Raw genomic sequence first — 18,212 nt, forward strand, 5'->3', positions numbered from 1 at the left:
ACTCAGTCAAGACATTACACCTACTGCGCAGAAACTTTTTCTGGGCAACAGATCAGATGCTACGGCATGCTGTGCTTTCACAGTTATTACAACAACTTCATTCAGGCTTGAATTACACTCGATTACTACTTCTCAAACGAAATTAAAAACTTGCGCAGCAATTGGGTTAGAGCTTTACGTTCCGCTTCCTCTAGGACGCTAAGGAGACGATGCTCATTAACAACATGAGCCTCAACTGCTTTTTCAATCAGGTTGAAACCTTTATCGGTCAATTGAACCAGCATCCCTCGACGATCGCTTGAAACAGGAATGCGCTCCACAAGGTCCGCTTGTTCTAAGCGGTCAATACGATGCGTCATCGTACCAGACGAAACCATCAAGGTGTTGAATAGCTCGGTCGGCGAAAGTTGGTACGGCTGACCAGAGCGGCGCAGTGTAGCCAGCACATCAAATTCTCCAGCATTCAAGCCAAAGTCTGAAAATGTCTCTTGAATCGCTCGGTCTAAGTATTTGGCCAGTCGCCCCATCCTGCCAATAATGCCCATTGGCGATACATCCAAGTCAGGGCGCTCTCTCTGCCATTGAGCCAAAATCGCATCAACTGGATCGGCATTCATCGAAATGCTACCCACCTAGAAGTCTTGACGCCAACTATCTTACCATCAAGATAAATGCTAGAATCTTGACATCAAGTATCTTGAGATCAAGATAAATCATGAAGACAGCTACTGTTCGCCTGTCTAATATTCTGCTGACTGCTCTAGCACCGATGACTTGGGGAACGACTTATGTTGTGGCAACTGAGCTCCTGCCGCCCAACCATCCACTATTGGTGGCTTCCTTACGTTCCCTGCCGATTGGTATTCTACTGACAGCATGGTTGAGACAACTGCCTAAAGGTATTTGGTGGTGGCGTATTTTGATCTTGGGCAGCCTCAATATCGGAATCTTTCAGGCGCTATTATTTATAGCTGCTTATCGCCTTCCAGGTGGCGTTGCTGCAACAGCAGGCGCGATCCAGCCTTTATTAGTCGTATTGTTTTCCTGGACAATATTGAAAGAGAACCCGTCTAAGCTGTCTATTGTGGCAGCAATTGCTGGCTTTGTAGGTGTCGGGTTACTGGTTCTCGGCCCTACTGCGCGCCTTGATAGTGTTGGCATTGTTGCCGCGATCGCTGGAGCCGCAACAATGGGTCTAGGAACGGTACTAGTCAAACGGTGGAAACGCCCAGTTTCTCTACTTGTCTTTACAGCGTGGCAGTTAGCAGTTGGCGGAATCGTTTTGCTGCCAATTGCTCTAGTGATTGAAGGACCAATCACTCATCTCTCAACAACCAATCTGTTGGGCTTTGTTTATTTGGGCTTAGTCGGGACTGGAGTTGCTTATGCACTTTGGTTCCGGGGAATCGATAAACTCAAAGCATCGGCTGTTGCATGTTTGGGGTTAATGAGCCCTGTTGTCGCAACACTCATTGGATTCGTCTTACTACACCAAACATTTACGCCAATTCAACTCATTGGGATTGCGATTGTGCTGATGAGTGTTTTGATCGGACAAGGACGTGGTCGATTACGCCAACGCTCATCTAATACTTTCAAAGCACGGTTCAAAAAATGACTTGCAGTTTTGCACGCTCATGAAGGGACTACTCTGAGGCATTGCTCCACCGTTAAGTCTAAAACACTACGTCGTCGAGAATGTCACGCAAGTTAATTTTGAAATCAAAAGGCAGCTTTTAGGTTGCTGCCCGCGTAGCATTTTCTAATCGTGCCGGTTTTGCTGCTCATTTCCAAGAAAATCTATAAATACTCTCACCTTGGGCAATAGGTAGCGATGCCGTGGGAAGATGGCATAAATTCCTCCATCATTATCATCTTCATAATCAGTTAGCAGCCGTATTAATCGCCCTGTCTTGAGGTCATCCTCTGCTAAAGCAGCTGCAATTCGACCAATTCCCAATCCTGTTAACACAGATTGATATAACGCGGCTCCACTGTTGATCTCAAGATTTCCCCGCACGCTGATTTCTCGTATTTCTAATTTATGTTTCAAGCGCCATTGATTGAGTGTTGTCCTTTGTGCATTTAATATCAGACAGTTGTGCTGCACCAAATCATCAGGGGGTTTTTGGAATGCCATATCGTTCAACGTACTTAGGAGCCGCACAGATAATACGCCGATTCGGCTGGGCAGCTGGGGCTGATGCACTATTATGCTCAGCATTTGATATCTGAGGGAATCACAGCAAATGCAATTCCCCCTGCGTTAATAGATACGGATATAATCGCGGCTCTAAGCGGCATTCCGATCACCATTCCGATTGGGCGTTTCGGAACACCCGAAGAAGTGGCAGAAGTCGCTGTGATGTTAGCATGCAACGGTTACATCACAGGCCAGACAATCAATGTCAACGGAGGTTTGTACTTGGCATAGCGGACTGCACGCGTGCCGTTATCGAAAGCCCTCAAATGAAGACCAAGATAAATGGCGATTGAAAGGCTTTGGTAAGTTGCCAAAGTCTTTCAACGTCCGCTTCATAAATTTGTCAGATAGTGTCAACCACCCCATCACTATGGCTCTAGAAACATTCCGATTTGCTTCAATACAGTAACAAGGTTGTAGTAATCCTTGTTGGTTTTGATTTTTCCATTTTCTAAGTCAATAAATGTAACACCGCGCACCTCGATCATTTGATTGGTAGCGGGTACATCATGAAAGGCTTCTCTGTGAGTCCCTTGCATGATCCATTCCACTGCTCCATTTTTTTCTGATGCAAAACAGGACTGTACATTCATTTTTAAGTCAGGCAGTGCAGTGCGTGTAGAGGCAAAGAAGTTTCTCAGTTGCTCTTTGCCTTTGCTCACCATACTAAACGCCACATCTTCGTAGTAGCAGTCCTCTGCGAAAAGTCCTAGAAACGATTCTACATTTCCAGAAGACCATAAACTTGCCCATTGCAGAAGCAGTTCTGTGTTCTTGTTGCTCACGTACTCATCTCCCCATACGGTAGCGTATTGATATAGATTAGTACCTAAGTAGATCAATGTCAATACGCTACCGTATGATAAAGCGCCAAGAGAGCACAAAGCTTGAGCGACAGGACTGGATTAATGCTGGATTGACGGTTCTTGCGGAGAGTGGAATTGAAGCTGTCAAGGTAGAACCACTTGCCAAGCTAATCAAGGTGACAAAGGGTAGTTTTTACTGGCATTTCAAGAATCGAGATGATTTGCTAGAAGCGATTTTGCAGGAATGGGTTGGATGTGAAACCAATAGTTTGATTGAGAAGGTTGAGGCAATGGGTGGAGATGCAACTACCAAATTGCTTCACTTATTTGAACTAGCGATTCAAATTGATGGTCGCTTAGAAAATGCGATTCGGGCTTGGGCTACAAAAAGCACAAAAGTTGCTGAGGTTATGGTTCAAGTTGATCAGAGCCGTCTAGATTACACACGAAATTTATTTTTGGAAGTTGGCTTTACACCATTAGAGGCGACAGTTCGTGCTCAAATGGCTTACTACTCACTAGTTGGCGAATTCACGGTGGGAATAAGACCTAACCAGGCTGAACGCCTAGCAGAGGTAAGAATTGAGCACGCTATCCTTACTAGACGAGATAAATGATCCACACATTTACGTCTCATCAGTAACATTTCAGTCATGCTCTGATAGCTTGATTAAAGCTGTCTAAGTTCGCACTTACCGGGCGCAAATAACTCTTCATCACAAAGATAGCTTGTGTTCATTCCGGTGTAGTGGGATGGTTAATTGGCTTTAACTCACAATGCATGACAACCCGCTTAGATATTGGTAATCCAGCTTCCAACTCTTTCAATCTAATCTCTTGAAAACCAATTGTCAGTTCAGATTCGTCCAGAATGCGAAATCCCAGCTTTGAGTAGAAAGGAGCGTTCCAGGGGATATCTCGAAAGGTTGACAACGATACTACACGATAGCCCTGAAGTTTTGCCCAAGCACAAACCGTATTAACCAAGGCAGATCCAAGCCCCCTCTGCCCATGTTCAGGATCAACATCTATTTGTTGGAGGTAGAGTGTGTCATCAACCTTGCAAGTGATAGCATACCCGACGACCGCATCATATTGGTCAACTGCAACCCATACCTGCCCGACATAGAATCGTTGCTGCACAAAGTCTAGTGGCAGTGGTGCAGCGTCAACCAAAAATGAATAGGGAGTATCAAGAAACAGACCAGCAGCTGACTGTTCGATGTAAGATAGCAGAGTTAATTCTTCAACACGAGCGGAGCGGATTTTGTAGCCTGATTCAAGGGCTTTCATGATGGCTTGCAAATATTATTCTTTCCGATTTAGCCGATTCATTTCACTCAACTGCTCTATCATCTAACCCACCAACGTTTTGAAGGCGATGTTGCTAAGCTACTTGATTGCCCTAAAAGTAGAGCGGCGATGAAGAAAGTAGCGGTGTTTGGCAATGCTGGAGGTGGTAAATCAACTCTAAGCAAGAGACTATCAGAAATCACTGGTTTGCCACTTCACGTCTTGGACAAGGTTAAATATCAATCAGGGGCGTTGAGGTTCCATCTGAAGACTATAAGCGAGCCCATCAGGAAATTCTGGCGACTGATCGATGGATTATTGACGGCTTTGGTTGCTTGGAGACCGTCTGGCTCCGGCTTAATGAGGCGGATAGTTTGGTTTTTGTTGACCTACCGCTATATATACATTTCTGGTGGGTAACTAAACGGCTGATCACAGGCTACTTTAAACCACCCGAAGGCTGGCCGGAAAAGAGCCCAATATTTAAGAGTTCACTTAGCAGCTACCGTGTGCTTTGGCTATGTGATAAATATTTGACTCCAAACTATCGTGAGTATGCTGAGCAGGCTCAAAGTACCAAAAGGGTTTATCATCTTCGCTCGACTGAACAGATTTCGCAATTTTTTGAAGCAATCGAGAATGGGACAACCTTTAAAAGGGGTGCATCAGCGTAACGACTGAGACAAGCGGCAGCAAACAACTTTTGCAATCCTACCAACATCTCTCAATCGTCCGCGTCATCGGCTTGTTCGACGGGTTCTGATGAGGCCAGACTATCTCATTGCGATTTCATAATTTGCTGTCATTTCCATCACTATCATCAGGGGTTGTATTGCTTCTTGATGAAATGCGATTACCTCCATCTTCTGCGCTATTGAGGCGATACAGGGAAACAACAAACCCGTTATCCTCAAATTGATTGGTAAGTTCCTGTCCAAGTTTTCGCTGTTTCAAAGCTGCTTGCAGGCGATCGCTTGGATTATAGACAAACACATCACTAAATCCAGCGGGGATACTGAGCGAGTCTGGATTGGTTGTTAGCTCCATCTTGATATTTGAATTCAATCGATGGCTAAGCGGAATAATCATACCCAATGGCATGTCAGAAATGATAAGTGGATTTGGAGATTGATTGATGGTCTGAGACACATCTACATCAAACTCTGACCATCCCCACCATGTACTTGCCTGAGAAGCAGTCGCGGAAGTCAAAACACTGGTGGAAACGAGCAATGCAATGGTGAGTTGGCATACCCTTTGTTGCAAGGTGGTTGTGAACTTAAAAGTCAGTGAATTAGCCAAAAAATAGGCGACTGCAATCGTGAGTCCTAAATAACTGGGCAGGAAGTATCGGATGTTAGTCGATCGTCTACCTGCCCAAAGCAAATCTGGTAGAACTAAGGCAAGAGCCGTTACCCCAATTAATGTCAAGATAAACAACCAAGTTCGCTTCCAAGTTTGACGGCAGAGAAAGTAGAGCGCGAAGATCACTAGAATTAAAACCGGAATTGCTAAGCAAACAAACTCGTTGTCATATTTGAAATGCCAAGCAACAAACATTCGACTGAGATGAACACCCCAGTATCTGATTAACGTGAGCAATGGTAAGGGTTGTTTTATCCAATCCGTTGTCTGCGTTAAAGCAGTCTTGTTCATCCAAGCAATCTGAATCCAAGGAATGAATCCAATGACTGCAATCAGTGAGGCAAGAAGATAGCTGAGAACGGCTCGACTCAACCGAAATCGCTCGACCGCCACCACATAAATCCCATGTCCTAGAAACACAAGACTCGATAGCAAATGACAGTACAGCCCTGCCACCACTGCAAGCGCGTAAATACTCCAACTGAACGCTGTCTGATACCGCATTGCTCGAATCAGCGCTGCACTAGACAGCAAAATGATCACAATCCATAAACTGTATTGCCGCGCTTCTTGGGCATACCGAATATAGATTGGAGATACCGACAGTAGAGCTATCGCAAACCAGCTCACGACAGGTGAGGCAAATAGTTCCCAACATAACCAATACATTGCCGGAAACGCTAATAAGCTAATCAGAGCAGGTAAACTGCGCATTGCAGTGATAGAACCACCGAACCATTCCGCCCAGAATCGTGCCATTACGTAATACAGTGGAGGGTGCTGGGGTTCTTCGGCTGCCAACCCTTTGAGTGTGTCGGTCGCATTTCTTTCGGGTGAGGGTTGCTGGTACTTCAACACAGCTTGCGTATCAATTACTCGATCGCTATAGAGATCCTGAACAACTTCTGCTGTGCGATAACCAGACACGCGCATTGATGTATAAATTTCATCATGCCAGTATGGTTTTTGATCCAGATTCACAAATCGAAAGAACACGCCCAATGCCAGCACAATGACGAGCAAAACTTTCAACCACTTAACATGTGGTTGGTTATATAAAGACATTTCGTTCTTCCTTAGTAATATTCAGGCTCTAAACAACGAATCCTGGAACAAGCCCTTTTGTGCTTGCCTGTTGTATGCACAAAGTGCTGATCGAGCCAGCCGAAACGGCAATCACTGAATCAGTAATAAGCCCTCAATGCAGAAAACCGAGTTACTGTGGAGCAAATTGCATTGCGCCGAGCAATGAGATGATCAGCAACGCAGTGGATGCTTCTCATCTGCGAAACCTACACTGTACAACTCGTTACTTCTTATATATAAAGGAATGGAAATTGCCATTTATGCAATCACACAAGGGCAATAGGGCAACCAGTTTGCTACGGGTTGGTCTTCATTAAAGGGCAGAAAACCCAGTTTTAAGGAGATAGATCACCTTTGTTATGACCTCAGACACTCCCAACATCTGCCACTCCGGTGAAGGGTTTGGCCTTCCGTTAATTGCAATAAAGTGGAGGGAAGAATTTTCTCCCCTCCTGTACATTTATTGATAACTGATACTGCTTAAATCTTGCGGACAAAGAAGAACAAGGCATAGCGCCCTTCACCCTTCCTGCCTAGCCCCCAATCGAAATCAGACACGGGATCGCCGCCTTCAGACCGATTTGCCATCTGAATCAAAAAATCCCGCGTCAGCAAATCGGCACGTCTACCCACATCATCGTCGCCAGCCCCAGTCAGCTCACTCAGCTTATTGGACAGCAGGTTCACAACCTCACCAGGGACTGTAACACCGCCTGTTTGAGTAGCAAGCGCTGCATTCCCCATCTCCAGAATCGACTTGAAAGCACCAGCAAAAGCATGCGGATCGCCTTCATCGTTTTCGCGCATCACAGCTGCCAAAATCACATCTCGCGCTGGACCAGAATATAATCTAGCAGCAGCGCGGATGACATCTCCTTTGTCTACTGAAAAGACTCCAGTTTCATACGGTGTCTGCGCTTCCCCAGAAGTAGATACTCCCAAGAATATATAAGGCTCATCGCTTCCCGAAATTTCACTGGACTCAACTATGCATTTAAACCCAGAAAACCAGATTTCTACATTGGTTTCAACTAAGTCTCCTTGAAATGCCACAGTATAGTTTCCGCTTCCGGCATGGTCATGTCTTCCACCAGATGGACATGCACCAGCATCCGCGTTGCCCGCAAACGCCAACGACTGACACTTATTGCACCATTTCCAGTTAGATTGACCAGGGGCAGTAGGATCATTGTATCTAAGCGTGTAATTTCCACTTCCGGCGTGGTCATGTCTTCCACCAGATGGACATGCACCGGCGTCCGCGTTGCCCGCAAACGCCAACGACTGACACTTATTGCACCATTTCCAGTCAGATTGACCAGGGGCATTAGGGTCGCTGTCGATAAGGATGTAATTTCCACTTCCATGGTGATCGTGTTGACCACCAGCAGAGCATGCACCAAGTGAAGCATTCCCGGCAAAAGAAAGACCTTGACACTTGTTACACCACTGCCAACCTTCTTGAATGGCCATTGTTTATCTTCCTTACAACTAAAAAATTTTGATCGTAGAAATTGAAACTGCACTTCGATGGCACCCACGAGGGCACCCTCTAGCTTGAAAAATAATTACCTCTCACCTTGCTGGCAATCTGCCAATCGAAGGCCAGAGTTTCAACTGCCAATGGTCGAGCAGGCGAACCATCACCTCTGTTTGACGAGGCTGTATTCCGAGGTACCGTCAAATTGAAAGAATCGGCTTGACGACCACCACTTGGTGGCACAGCTTTAGTAGGTAGGGCCACAATGGAGCTGCTAACATCCTCAGCTGTCTCAGAAGTTTGACGAGCTTATTTAGAGTTTTGTGCTTCTGTCCTAATTTGAGCAGCGCAATTTTTCGCATTCAGCAATGCTTTTGCAGGTAGGCCGCTAGAAGGGTTAGACATTCATATTTTCTGGTTTAGTTCTTTTGAAGCCAATACTTTAATCTTTCACACCATGGAGTGAATGTGAACGTCGTTTCTTCTCGTGCGCCCCACTCTAAATGAGTGCACATCTACTTCTCACTCTAAACAAACCAAGGCAAGCTTGATAGTACCCTGCCGGGTACTCTTGTCCTGAAAATTTCAACAACAGTAGAGCAGCGGGGGTGGAAAAACAGAATCCTTCGGTTTATTTTTAAGTGGGTAGGATGCTAAGAAATCGAATAAAGTAATACCAATTTTCTAAATGAGAGCTACAAATCAAAACCCCACCGCCTACGGCTCCTCCCCTTAGCAAGCGGAGGTTAGAAGGGATCAATGTGTAGCCGATTAAAGTGTGAGTTGGTATAAGGTATGTTGCAACGATCCCTGCTCAGGCATTACTGCTTGCGCCAAGGCGAGTTTTCTAGACTTGATTTGGGTTGAGCAGGCTCACGATCGTCCTGACAAATTGTTCTGGCTCCAAGGGCTTCGTCAGGTGGCTCTGAAAGCCAGCCTGGAGAGCTTTTTTCTTGTCAATTTCTGCGGCATAGGCAGTGAGGGCGATCGCGGGAATCTTGCCTCCCCGAGTCACTGGGCGTGAGCGAATCTGCTGCATGAGCCTGTAGCCATCCATTTCTGCCATGCCAATATCACTAACAATCACATCTGGCATGAACTGATCCAACACTTGCAACGCTGCTAAGCCAGAAGCAACCGCTATGACCTCTGCCCCATGGTGTTCTAGCAGAAAAGCCTCAAACTCGCGGGTATCGGTATCGTCATCGACGAGCAAAACTTGGATGTTGTCTAAGAGTATGTCTGAGTTGGGTTGAGACTGGGTTGACTCAGTGAGGAGCGGCGCTGCTTTCTGCATCGCCGGAAGTTGCACGATAAAGATTGCACCTTGATGCTCACCTTGGCTCTCGACTTTGACTGTACCGCCATGCAGTTCCACAATTTGGCGCACGATCGCTAGCCCCAGCCCCAAGCCTCCAAATTTACGAGTGGTGGAGCCATCCTCTTGTCGGAAATACTCAAACACATAAGGAAGAAATTGAGCCTTGATGCCAATGCCGCTATCCATCACCCGAATCTGCGCTAGTTGATTGCCTTGCCTCAGTTCAACCGTTACTTGACCACCATTGGGCGTAAATTTGACAGCATTAGTCAGCAGGTTCCAGACCACTTGCTGGAGCCGGGCAGCATCACCAAAAATGGGAGCGGTTTGCGGGTCGAGGTCAAGCGCGATCGCAACATGCTTGGCTTCTGCTGCCAAGCGCACGGTTTCAACCGCCTCAGAAATGACAAACGCCAAACTTGTGGGAGTTGGAGTTAAGGTCATCTTGCCCTGCATAATACGGGAGATGTCGAGCAAGTCTTCGATTAGCTGCGCTTGCAATTTGGCATTGCGCTCGATTGTTACCAATGCATCCGCTCTGCGGGCTGCGTCGAGTTTGCCGTTTTGCAGCAACCGGGTCCAGCCCAGGATGGGGTTTAGGGGTGACCTGAGTTCATGGGACAGCACAGCGAGAAACTCATCTTTGATCCGGTTCGCTCGTTCTGCTTCTTCTCGTACTGCCTGTTCGCGTTCTAAAACTTGTCTGCGTTCCGCTTCAGTCTGTCGCTGTTCAATCAGATCGGCCGCTTGACGCACCAACAGATCCAGAAAACGGAGTTCTTGCTCAGTCGGCCGGTGGTGCTTGCGCCAGTGAGTTGAAGCTATGCCGATCCATCTACCTGAACGACTGATGAGCGGAGTCGATTGTACAGAAATCAACCCAGTGTCTAGATGTAGACGGAAAAATCCATCAGGGTCTTCGCTTTCTGGTGCCTCAAAATCCACAAAGGCGCGCTTACCCGTTGCTAGAACCAAGCCACAAGATGTGATTGAACTGGCAGTTACTCGCTGGAACTGATCGGTAACGGTTCGATCGATCCCCTGGGAAGCGATCAGCACTAGCTCTTGGGTCGATTCATCCAGCGCTTGAATTGAACCGGCATCTGCCCGTGTCAGGGTAATTGCAGCAAAGACAATTTCGTCGTAAAGCACCTGAATGTTGTCTTCAGCAATCATTCGTGCGCTCAAGTCGCGCAACAGCCGGGTATTTTCCAGATCGGTAGTAATGATGGCTTCAGCTTGTTTGCGATCGCTGATGTCGGTAAAGACGATCGCCACCTGGCGCATTGCTGCATCGCCAACCCGCGACACCAAAACGTCAAACCAGCGATCGAGCGCATCCGATCGCTCTTCAGTGCGGATAGACTCACCGGTGTGAATGACTTGGGCGTAAAGGTCATTCCAATACTGTTCCAGTCCCGGTACGAATTCACTTGCTGTTTTGCCTTCCGGGTTGGCAATCCCGGTCTGCCGCTCAAAGGCTGGATTCGCTTGTAAAACGCGGTGATCAAACGGCTTGCCATCGGCATCAAAGAGCACTTCAATCGTGCAAAAACCTTCGTCGATCGACTCAAACACAATGCGATACTGTTCTTCAGATTGACGTAGGGCGACTTCTGCCTGTTTGCGTTGGTCTTCGACGCGCACGCGATCGGTGATATCTACCGCCGTTGCGTAAAGCACTTGTGCTTCTAAGTGAGGCTGCGCTCTCCAGAGCAACCAGTGGTAGGAGCCGTCTTTGTGCCGATAGCGGTTTTCAAACGCAAACGTTTCATTGCCTGATAACACGCTGACGCTTTCCGACACAGATGCGAGGATATCGTCTGGATGCAGGAAATCAGTCCAGGGGCGGGATGTCATTTCCTCAGGTGTCCAGCCGAGAATACGCTCAAAAGCTGGGCTGACCCAGTGGAAATAGCCATGGCTGCTCATAATCACTTGCAAATCCGACCCGGCGGCAAGAAACCGATCTCGTTCCTGCTCAACTTTTTTGCGTTCAGTAATGTTGGTAAACAAAACGGCGAACTGATGGTCTTGCGGCTCGCCGATGCAAAAAGCGTTGATGTCAAACCAACGATCTAGAGCACTTGCGTAATTCTCGAATCGAGCAGATTCCCTACTTTGTACGACTCTGCCATAGATTTCAACCCAGTAAGCTTCAAGGTTGGGAGCGAGTTCCCGCATCCGTTTTCCTGTGGCTTGCTCCAATCCGGTGAGGTGTTCAAACACTGGATTAACTTCAAGAAAGCGGTAATCAGCGGGTTTACCGTTCTCATCAAACAGCATTTCGCAGATGCAGCAACCCTGGTCGGTCAACTCGAACAACGTCCGGTATCTTGCTTCGGATTCACGCAGTGCATCTGTTTGGGTACAGTTTTGCGACAGTACCGATGCTTGCTGCACTTGTTCGGGTCTTTGAGCTTGATTGAGTTCAGTCAAATGACTCTGCACCGCCGTTTTCAAGCTCTCTGACCAGGTTTCGATAGCGCCCAATGGCGTTTGTGACCAGTCGTGCGATTGCAGGAGGGCACCCATCGCACCACCGCCCTCGAAGAGGTTTTCAGTCATTCTCTTGCCTTCCTCTGCCCTCATGCGTTTAGCTCTCTTACCGGAAAATATTTTTCTCGCATTGCCTGACTGCGTTTCCTTAACGTGGCGTCAGACGACTCAGACAACTGGTTCAGGAGGGTATCAATTTGCCTGAGGGCTAAGGGAGAAGGGGTGGCATGTCCATTTTCCCAACGATTGATGGTGGGAAAAGTGACTCCGAGTTGAGTCGCAAACTTTTCCTGGGTCAGCTGCAAGGTTTGCCGGAGTTCCCGAATCAGTTGGCCAATGGCAGGCTGTCTGACCCCTAAATAGTCCTGATGAAAAGCCATATCATTCACTCTTTATAAAGCCCTTTATCTGTACGAGATCTAGCTAGTTTTGAAAAGAAATCAAGCTCTCTCAAGGTAGAGGTTGAATTAGACTAAGCTGGACAGTGGCTTGCCCAACTTGTCTGCAAAGCCGGACGTGAAGTCGGGTAGACGACCAAGGAGTCACTAGGGTTGACACTTTTCCAATCGCCCTCTCCAAACGACGCGACCGTTTCCAGAGCCCGTTGCTTTCCGGTCATCAATGTTCAGTACCGTCGTGAAGCTGCAACCAAGTGCTAGGTATCGCTCAGGGTAGAGCTTTCAAAAGCCGCTTAAGCGTTAGGTGCGACCAGCCGCGCACCTAATTCGCGGAGTAGTTGCGCATCTTGTAGGTCTGCCGCGACAATCGTTTCGGTGCGGGCACGAACGACTGCCGCCCAAGTCTGCTCAGCGACTTCTTCCACCAGAGCCACTTTGTCCAGGGTCCAAACTCATGCGGTTCGGACAGCTAGACTCTCAGTCCAGCCATCAACTCACCACCCTTGACCAACCGTATGCCGATATGGGTACCAATCTGGATGGCGGCGTAAGCGGAGCGCTGAGCCGGGGACAGAAGGGGTCGGTTGCCACATTCAGATACAGTTCGACCCGCACGATACGCCGCGATCAGCTCGGATTCAACAATCTTTCCTTACCCGATGCAAGCCAGGTATAGCGGCAAGGGAAGCATTGACGATACCGCAAACTTTATCGAGGTAATGCCTTCCCAAACCCCAAATGATTCTCTAGAGGGAAGGCTGTGCAACGCATTAATTGGATCGAAAATGACTCGTTTCAGCCTCAATAATCTTAGAAGGCTTCAACACTGCTTGACGCATTAATCTCACCAAGATCTTTCGTCCGTCCGCTTCATTAACTTGCTAGGTTTCTGTTATGCAGAGACGTGACATACTGCCTCAATGTTATGTCCATCTGGATCTAAAACGAAGGCAGCATAATAATTAGGGTGGTAGTGAGTTCGTAGACCCGGAGCACCATTGTCTCGACCCCCCACTGCTAAAGCTGTTTTGTAGAATGCCTGAACCATCTCGCGAGTTTCAGCCCGGAAAGCAACATGAATTCTAGGTGTGTTGAGCTCTCCCTGCCCAATCCAGAAATCTAGCTCTCCGCCTATTCCAAAACTTGCGGCAGAAATGGCATCAAACTCTCGCACTAATTGATAGCCAAGGGGGGCTAGGGCATTGACGTAAAACTCTTTGCTTTTCTCAAGATTGCTAACGTTAATGCCGGTATGGTCAATCATAACTTTCGCTTTTTACAGGGTTTGAATACTTCCTTGATTTATTATGCCGTCAACAGAAAAATTGTCAGCGCCATAGATTTAAGCTTCATTAAGCTCCCTTACCTAACATTGCAGGTACGTCAATCTCTTTAATACAAGTAGCTCGTGATAAGGAGAGAATACAGCCAAGAATGGAAAGAAGATCGCTTAGAGGAATCGCTTCACCGCCCGTCAGATTGCCTGCTGCCAGATCTGCCAAAACTTCGGGTGTGCCAACATTGCCAGGGTTGATCACTGTTACACCGATTTGCTGCGATCGCAATTCTTCGCGCAACGAATGTACCACACCTCGCAGCCCAAACTTAGATGCACTATTGGCAACTTCCCGACCTGGAAAATTGTCCCGACCTGAGAGTGCCCCCATGAAAATAATTTTCGGATTATCGGATCTTCGCAGGGCAGGCAGCAAAGCTTTTACCAACCGAATCGGGGCTACCAAATTGACTGCAATCACTCGGGCAATGTCTTCATCAGAACACGCTTCAAAGCGGTACTGATTGGTAAATGCATGAGTCTCCCAAGTTCCTCCCATGTATAGCAAAGCATCTAAGCAATCGTCCCCAATTGCCTTGACCACCGTTTCTATCCCTGCCAAGTCAGACAAATCTGTTTGCACCCATTCACCAACCGGAGCCGCTGTACGAGACACAGCTAATAAGCGATCGCACTGGTCTATGAAATGTTCTGCGACAGCAAGTCCAATGCCACGACTCGCACCTGCTACCAGAATCGTTTTGAAAGACATTTCTGTTCTCCCATCTAGTTCTCCCATTTAACTAAGGCGAAGACCAAACTTGGTAACCCCTGGAAACTCGGTATTGAACTGTTCCGAGAAGTAATCAGCGTGGAAGGTTTGGTAAGGCTTAAATCCGATAGATTCGTAGGTATAGCGAGCCACGTCGTTCCCATTGATCACCATAATCCCTGCGTAAGCGTGCTGCTGAACTCGCCCTTCTTCTAGCAAGGCTCTGAGTAACGCTTTGCCAAGGCCTCGCCCCCGCGCCTCTGGCAAAACGGCAACATTTTCAATAATCCAGGGAGCTTGGGGCGTGAGGAAAAACGGTCGCAAATCGCCTCCCCAAAGTTCCATATAGCGATCGTGAAAGATTGTTGTACTTTCTTTAGACCAATTCAAATCCTGCGCGATCGCCTCTAGACGAGACAGACGCAGCGGACAGTAGTCCTCTGTATTAGGCACATAGCCTGCTGCTGCTGCAACTGGCTTTCCCTGCTCTTCCAGAATCAAGAAGTCAGCTACGTTGCCCCAATTAGAAGCATCTGTCCTGAGTTCTGCCTCAATAAACTGCAAGGCAGTGGTCCCGGTCCCTTGCAGCATATCTTCCCAGAAGCAGTGATTCGATGGCGGCAAAGATGCCTCGTACTCAATTCTGACGAGGAATGGAATATCAGCAGTCGTTGCTTTGCGGGTGCTTAGCATAGCTAACATCAGAACCCCTTCGAGGAGAACCCTCACAAAAGATACAATCTGTATGTATCTCAAGATATGGGGGGTTTCTGCTCCTTGTCAAGATACATACTGTCTGAATGTTAGACGCAAGTGATTCACTATGTCTGTCAAGCTAACCAAAGCCGAACAAACTCGACGTACTCGCTCTGCCATTCTTGAGCGGGCGCGTCACTTATTTGCAACAAAGGGGTACGCAGCTACAGGAACCGAGGAAATCATCAGCGAGTTAGGGATTACGCGGGGAGCTTTGTATCACCAATTCAACGATAAGCTTGGAGTCTTTAAAGCTGTCATTGTTGAAGCCTATAGCGAGATAACAGCCTATATCCAAACTAAAATCCGACCACTAGATGACAATTGGCAGCAGTTAATAATCGGCTGTCAGGCATTTCTAGAAGTCGCTCAACAGGACGAACTGCGGCGTTTGGTGTTTATTGAGGCTCCAGCCATTTTGGCAGCAGACGACCTAGCTGAGATTGATCAATATGGCTTTGGTTTGCTCCGTGAGTCAATTCAGCTAGCCGTTGATGAGGGTAAGCTAAACACAATCGATGCAGAGGGTTTTGCTCACTTAGTCAATGGTTCGCTCAGCGAGTTAGCCGCTTGGGTTGCGCAGTCCGATGATTCTGAGCGGTTGAAAACAGCGCAAAGCCTGGTCGAGACATTACTCACTCGGCACCGCAGTTAAGGTTACCTATCTACATTTCATTTAATCTGTCTGGCGATCGCCCCTTGTCTGACTAACAAGCTTCTGGATCCGCTTGACCAATAACTCCAGCAACCTAACGACAAGCTAACCTGCTGCGGAGTGGAAGGAGCGCAGTGACTGGAACGTAGGCAGTCAGATGCAGCGCTTTGTCCGGCGGCTTGTCTAATGGTAGGGTGGCGATGCTTGTTTAAAAAGATGGCTTCTAAAGGCACATCAGTTGAAACAAAAGCAAAATCACCGTGGCTGTGATAGTTGTAACCACAACCCATGGTTAGGCACCGACGCCAGACGATGGAAGTGAACAGACTTCCATAGCTTGAATCAAGCCATGCTCAATGGTGAAACGGTGGCCAACGTGTTCGTCGGCAAGTACGGCTCCGGCCAGATCGCGCACGACTTGATGCACCTCGACTAAGACCTGCCCAGCGTCCTTCGGGTAAAAGGCAATCGGCTCGACGTGTGGATTGATCTCGCTCCACTGCTCTGTCCAGTAAGTGCGGACTTCCTGAGGCCCACGGACAAAACCGCCTTTGAACGCCTTTGGCCAAGCCACATCGGGAGTCATGAGGGCGAGGGCAGCATCAATATCACGCGCGTTGAAGGCCGCATACGCTGCGCGTAGCAGCTCGATTTCTGGTGCAGGTTGATTTGGCATAAGAGGTAGATGAATGAGACAGTGTTTAACATTTATGAGAGCGCACATAGCGAATGCATTTAAGCCACACGCAGCAGCCTAACAACCAAGATAAGCAGCAGCAGATAACCTTTGCATCACCGCCAAGATCTCTCGACTGCCCACTTCATCGACTTATTAGCTGGCTGGTGCTACCAACGGCCTACTAATGCTTGAATTTTAGATTGTGCTTCGTCTAGTCCCCGTTTTCGTGCCTCGTCTCCCATATCTAGACCATTGGCATGAATGAACTGAATGTCAGTCACACCCATGAATTGAAAAGCATACCGGAGCGCAGGTTCCTGACAATCCCATCCTTCATAAGGAGAACCCGCTCCATACTCAACGCCTCGTGATGTAATGAACAACACTTTTTTACCGTTCGCAAGTCCTTTGATTTGCCCCTCCTCCTCCGTGAATGTGCGACCCACACGAATCACTTGATCAATGTATGCTTTGAAGTTGGACGGAATGCTGAAGTTGTACATCGGCACGCTGAACACACACCGATCAGCTGCCAAAAACTCGTCCACCAACTCATCGGAAAACTTCAACAGCTCAGCCATGTCTGCAGTCAGTGCTTCTGGTGGAGTAAGTTCAGCTGCAATCCAATCTTCGGTGACGTGAGGAACTGGCGTTTGCCTCAAATCACGATAGGTAATCACATCATCAGGATGTTGGTCTTGCCACGCAGCGATAAACTCCTTGGCTAATTTGCGAGATTTGGAGCGATCGCCCCGTGGACTTGAATCAATATGCAGAATGTTTGCCATAGTCCTTTAACCAGAAACTTCATCTATGAACTAGCTGTGCGCTGGTACGGCACTGATCAAAAAGCTGTTATCTGACTCAAACTTGAATAGCAACAGATAATTTCCAAATAATGCACCATCTATAACCGAAGCCAGCTAACGTTTCCAATCACCGGACACAGATACCCTGTATAACCCACAAATTGCTTGACTTTGTTCTGGTGCATTGGGATTGTTGGACAGTGCTCAACGCGCTACCGCGCATTAGCAATCAAACACCGACCAACAGATGTCGTTTCGCAGCCGCTGATCATCCAGGACGAGATCCCGTATCGCTTCCGGGAGTTGTTCGCGCTGCCAACGGCACTCAAGCCTGCCGGCAAGCTCACCCTCGCCTTTGGGTACAGCGGCACGCGCTGCTTTGATCGCGTAGGCCGCCGCACCGAGCTCGTGTGCGGCAACATGCGCCACCACCGCCGACTGGCCAGCAGCATAAGCGGCGTGCCGAGCGGCTCCGCTCAGGTCTCTTGCCGCAGCCATAGCATGACCACCCGCCGCGCGGGCTTGAGACATCATGATCTCGCCGCGCGCCCATGCCCGGGTCTGCGCGATCGCCTGGCGGGGTCGCGGGTCCGAGGGCTGCACCGACTCGAAGAGGTGCAGAACGTGCTCTGCGCATGCGGCCGCCCACAAGGCCAAGAGCCGATGGTCGGAGTCCGCGAGCGTCCCCCCGCGGCGGATCGTGATGAAGCGAGGGTCACGGTCTTTGGAGAGGATCATGGTTGCACCCGCCCTGTTGCATCTGCCCAACTCCTAGTGTCCCGCAGGCCCGGCAGAACTCCGCCCATCGGCTAAT

General features: G+C 48.3%; 21 protein-coding genes. 5 read left to right on the plus strand and 16 right to left on the minus strand.

Annotated features, from left to right (window positions below; all coding sequences use genetic code 11):
- Nucleotides 1–125: 125 nt before the first annotated feature.
- Entirely contained in the window at nt 126–617 is a 492-nt protein-coding gene (locus tag H6F94_RS01465) for a MarR family winged helix-turn-helix transcriptional regulator (RefSeq protein ID WP_190800446.1), read from the minus strand.
- Nucleotides 618–715: 98 nt separating this feature from the next.
- Here H6F94_RS01465 and H6F94_RS01470 point away from each other — a divergent pair, with 98 nt between their 5' ends.
- Complete coding sequence (locus H6F94_RS01470) at nt 716–1,618, plus strand: EamA family transporter (protein WP_190800447.1); 903 nt, start codon at nt 716–718, stop codon at nt 1,616–1,618.
- A 144-nt stretch (nt 1,619–1,762) separates the two neighbouring features.
- Here the strand turns inward: H6F94_RS01470 and H6F94_RS01475 are convergent, their stop codons facing one another.
- Complete coding sequence (locus H6F94_RS01475) at nt 1,763–2,140, minus strand: LysR substrate-binding domain-containing protein (RefSeq protein WP_190800448.1); 378 nt, start codon at nt 2,138–2,140, stop codon at nt 1,763–1,765.
- 54 nt (nt 2,141–2,194) lie between these two features.
- Between H6F94_RS01475 and H6F94_RS01480 the strand changes: the two genes are divergently transcribed.
- Nucleotides 2,195–2,434, plus strand: a complete 240-nt coding sequence (locus H6F94_RS01480) for an SDR family oxidoreductase (RefSeq protein WP_277877961.1) — start codon at nt 2,195–2,197, stop codon at nt 2,432–2,434.
- Between the two features lie 137 nt (nt 2,435–2,571).
- Here H6F94_RS01480 and H6F94_RS01485 read toward each other — a convergent pair whose 3' ends face one another.
- Nucleotides 2,572–2,988 carry a nuclear transport factor 2 family protein gene (locus H6F94_RS01485; RefSeq protein ID WP_190800450.1) on the minus strand — a complete coding sequence of 139 codons (417 nt, stop codon included), beginning with the start codon at nt 2,986–2,988 and terminating at the stop codon, nt 2,572–2,574.
- A gap of 56 nt (nt 2,989–3,044) precedes the next feature.
- Between H6F94_RS01485 and H6F94_RS01490 the strand changes: the two genes are divergently transcribed.
- Nucleotides 3,045–3,626: a TetR/AcrR family transcriptional regulator gene (locus H6F94_RS01490; RefSeq protein WP_190800451.1), complete on the plus strand. Its 582-nt coding sequence runs from the start codon at nt 3,045–3,047 to the stop codon at nt 3,624–3,626.
- Nucleotides 3,627–3,744: 118 nt separating this feature from the next.
- On the opposite strand, the gene H6F94_RS01495 is transcribed toward H6F94_RS01490, so the two are convergent.
- The 7 genes from H6F94_RS01495 to H6F94_RS01525 all read right to left on the minus strand — a co-directional run bounded on the left by H6F94_RS01495 (nt 3,745) and on the right by H6F94_RS01525 (nt 12,885).
- Nucleotides 3,745–4,302 carry a GNAT family N-acetyltransferase gene (locus tag H6F94_RS01495; protein WP_190800452.1) on the minus strand — a complete coding sequence of 186 codons (558 nt, stop codon included), beginning with the start codon at nt 4,300–4,302 and terminating at the stop codon, nt 3,745–3,747.
- Nucleotides 4,303–5,091: 789 nt separating this feature from the next.
- Nucleotides 5,092–6,732: a glycosyltransferase family 39 protein gene (locus tag H6F94_RS01500; RefSeq protein WP_190800453.1), complete on the minus strand. Its 1,641-nt coding sequence runs from the start codon at nt 6,730–6,732 to the stop codon at nt 5,092–5,094.
- A gap of 501 nt (nt 6,733–7,233) precedes the next feature.
- Nucleotides 7,234–7,695: a hypothetical protein gene (locus H6F94_RS01505; RefSeq protein ID WP_190800454.1), complete on the minus strand. Its 462-nt coding sequence runs from the start codon at nt 7,693–7,695 to the stop codon at nt 7,234–7,236.
- Nucleotides 7,696–7,784: 89 nt separating this feature from the next.
- Nucleotides 7,785–8,165, minus strand: coding sequence for a hypothetical protein (locus tag H6F94_RS01510; RefSeq protein ID WP_190800455.1), 381 nt, complete (start codon nt 8,163–8,165; stop codon nt 7,785–7,787).
- Between the two features lie 915 nt (nt 8,166–9,080).
- Entirely contained in the window at nt 9,081–12,122 is a 3,042-nt protein-coding gene (locus tag H6F94_RS01515; protein ID WP_199320110.1) for a hybrid sensor histidine kinase/response regulator, read from the minus strand.
- A gap of 20 nt (nt 12,123–12,142) precedes the next feature.
- On the minus strand, nt 12,143–12,433 hold the full coding sequence (locus H6F94_RS01520) for a helix-turn-helix domain-containing protein (RefSeq protein WP_190800457.1): 291 nt from the start codon (nt 12,431–12,433) through the stop codon (nt 12,143–12,145).
- A gap of 311 nt (nt 12,434–12,744) precedes the next feature.
- The gene (locus H6F94_RS01525) at nt 12,745–12,885 is read right to left on the minus strand and encodes a hypothetical protein (protein WP_190800458.1); all 141 of its coding nucleotides are present in this window, start codon (nt 12,883–12,885) and stop codon (nt 12,745–12,747) included.
- Between the two features lie 20 nt (nt 12,886–12,905).
- On the opposite strand from H6F94_RS01525, the gene H6F94_RS01530 reads away from it, so the two are divergent.
- The gene (locus H6F94_RS01530; protein WP_190800459.1) at nt 12,906–13,127 is read left to right on the plus strand and encodes a hypothetical protein; all 222 of its coding nucleotides are present in this window, start codon (nt 12,906–12,908) and stop codon (nt 13,125–13,127) included.
- Between the two features lie 216 nt (nt 13,128–13,343).
- Here the strand turns inward: H6F94_RS01530 and H6F94_RS01535 are convergent, their stop codons facing one another.
- From H6F94_RS01535 to H6F94_RS01545, 3 genes are all read right to left on the minus strand, one after another.
- Nucleotides 13,344–13,715, minus strand: a complete 372-nt coding sequence (locus H6F94_RS01535) for a VOC family protein (protein ID WP_190800460.1) — start codon at nt 13,713–13,715, stop codon at nt 13,344–13,346.
- Between the two features lie 88 nt (nt 13,716–13,803).
- The gene (locus H6F94_RS01540; RefSeq protein WP_190800461.1) at nt 13,804–14,499 is read right to left on the minus strand and encodes an SDR family NAD(P)-dependent oxidoreductase; all 696 of its coding nucleotides are present in this window, start codon (nt 14,497–14,499) and stop codon (nt 13,804–13,806) included.
- Nucleotides 14,500–14,526: 27 nt separating this feature from the next.
- Nucleotides 14,527–15,192, minus strand: a complete 666-nt coding sequence (locus tag H6F94_RS01545; protein ID WP_242040924.1) for a GNAT family N-acetyltransferase — start codon at nt 15,190–15,192, stop codon at nt 14,527–14,529.
- A gap of 130 nt (nt 15,193–15,322) precedes the next feature.
- Between H6F94_RS01545 and H6F94_RS01550 the strand changes: the two genes are divergently transcribed.
- On the plus strand, nt 15,323–15,910 hold the full coding sequence (locus tag H6F94_RS01550) for a TetR/AcrR family transcriptional regulator (protein ID WP_190800463.1): 588 nt from the start codon (nt 15,323–15,325) through the stop codon (nt 15,908–15,910).
- A gap of 292 nt (nt 15,911–16,202) precedes the next feature.
- Here the strand turns inward: H6F94_RS01550 and H6F94_RS01555 are convergent, their stop codons facing one another.
- From H6F94_RS01555 to H6F94_RS01565, 3 genes are all read right to left on the minus strand, one after another.
- Entirely contained in the window at nt 16,203–16,586 is a 384-nt protein-coding gene (locus tag H6F94_RS01555) for a nuclear transport factor 2 family protein (RefSeq protein ID WP_190800464.1), read from the minus strand.
- A gap of 170 nt (nt 16,587–16,756) precedes the next feature.
- Nucleotides 16,757–17,377, minus strand: a complete 621-nt coding sequence (locus tag H6F94_RS01560) for an FMN-dependent NADH-azoreductase (RefSeq protein WP_190800465.1) — start codon at nt 17,375–17,377, stop codon at nt 16,757–16,759.
- A gap of 243 nt (nt 17,378–17,620) precedes the next feature.
- On the minus strand, nt 17,621–18,136 hold the full coding sequence (locus H6F94_RS01565) for a putative immunity protein (RefSeq protein WP_190800466.1): 516 nt from the start codon (nt 18,134–18,136) through the stop codon (nt 17,621–17,623).
- Nucleotides 18,137–18,212 lie beyond the last annotated feature (76 nt).

The sequence above is a fragment of the Leptolyngbya sp. FACHB-261 genome (assembly GCF_014696065.1).
In the GTDB taxonomy this organism is placed as follows: domain Bacteria; phylum Cyanobacteriota; class Cyanobacteriia; order FACHB-261; family FACHB-261; genus FACHB-261.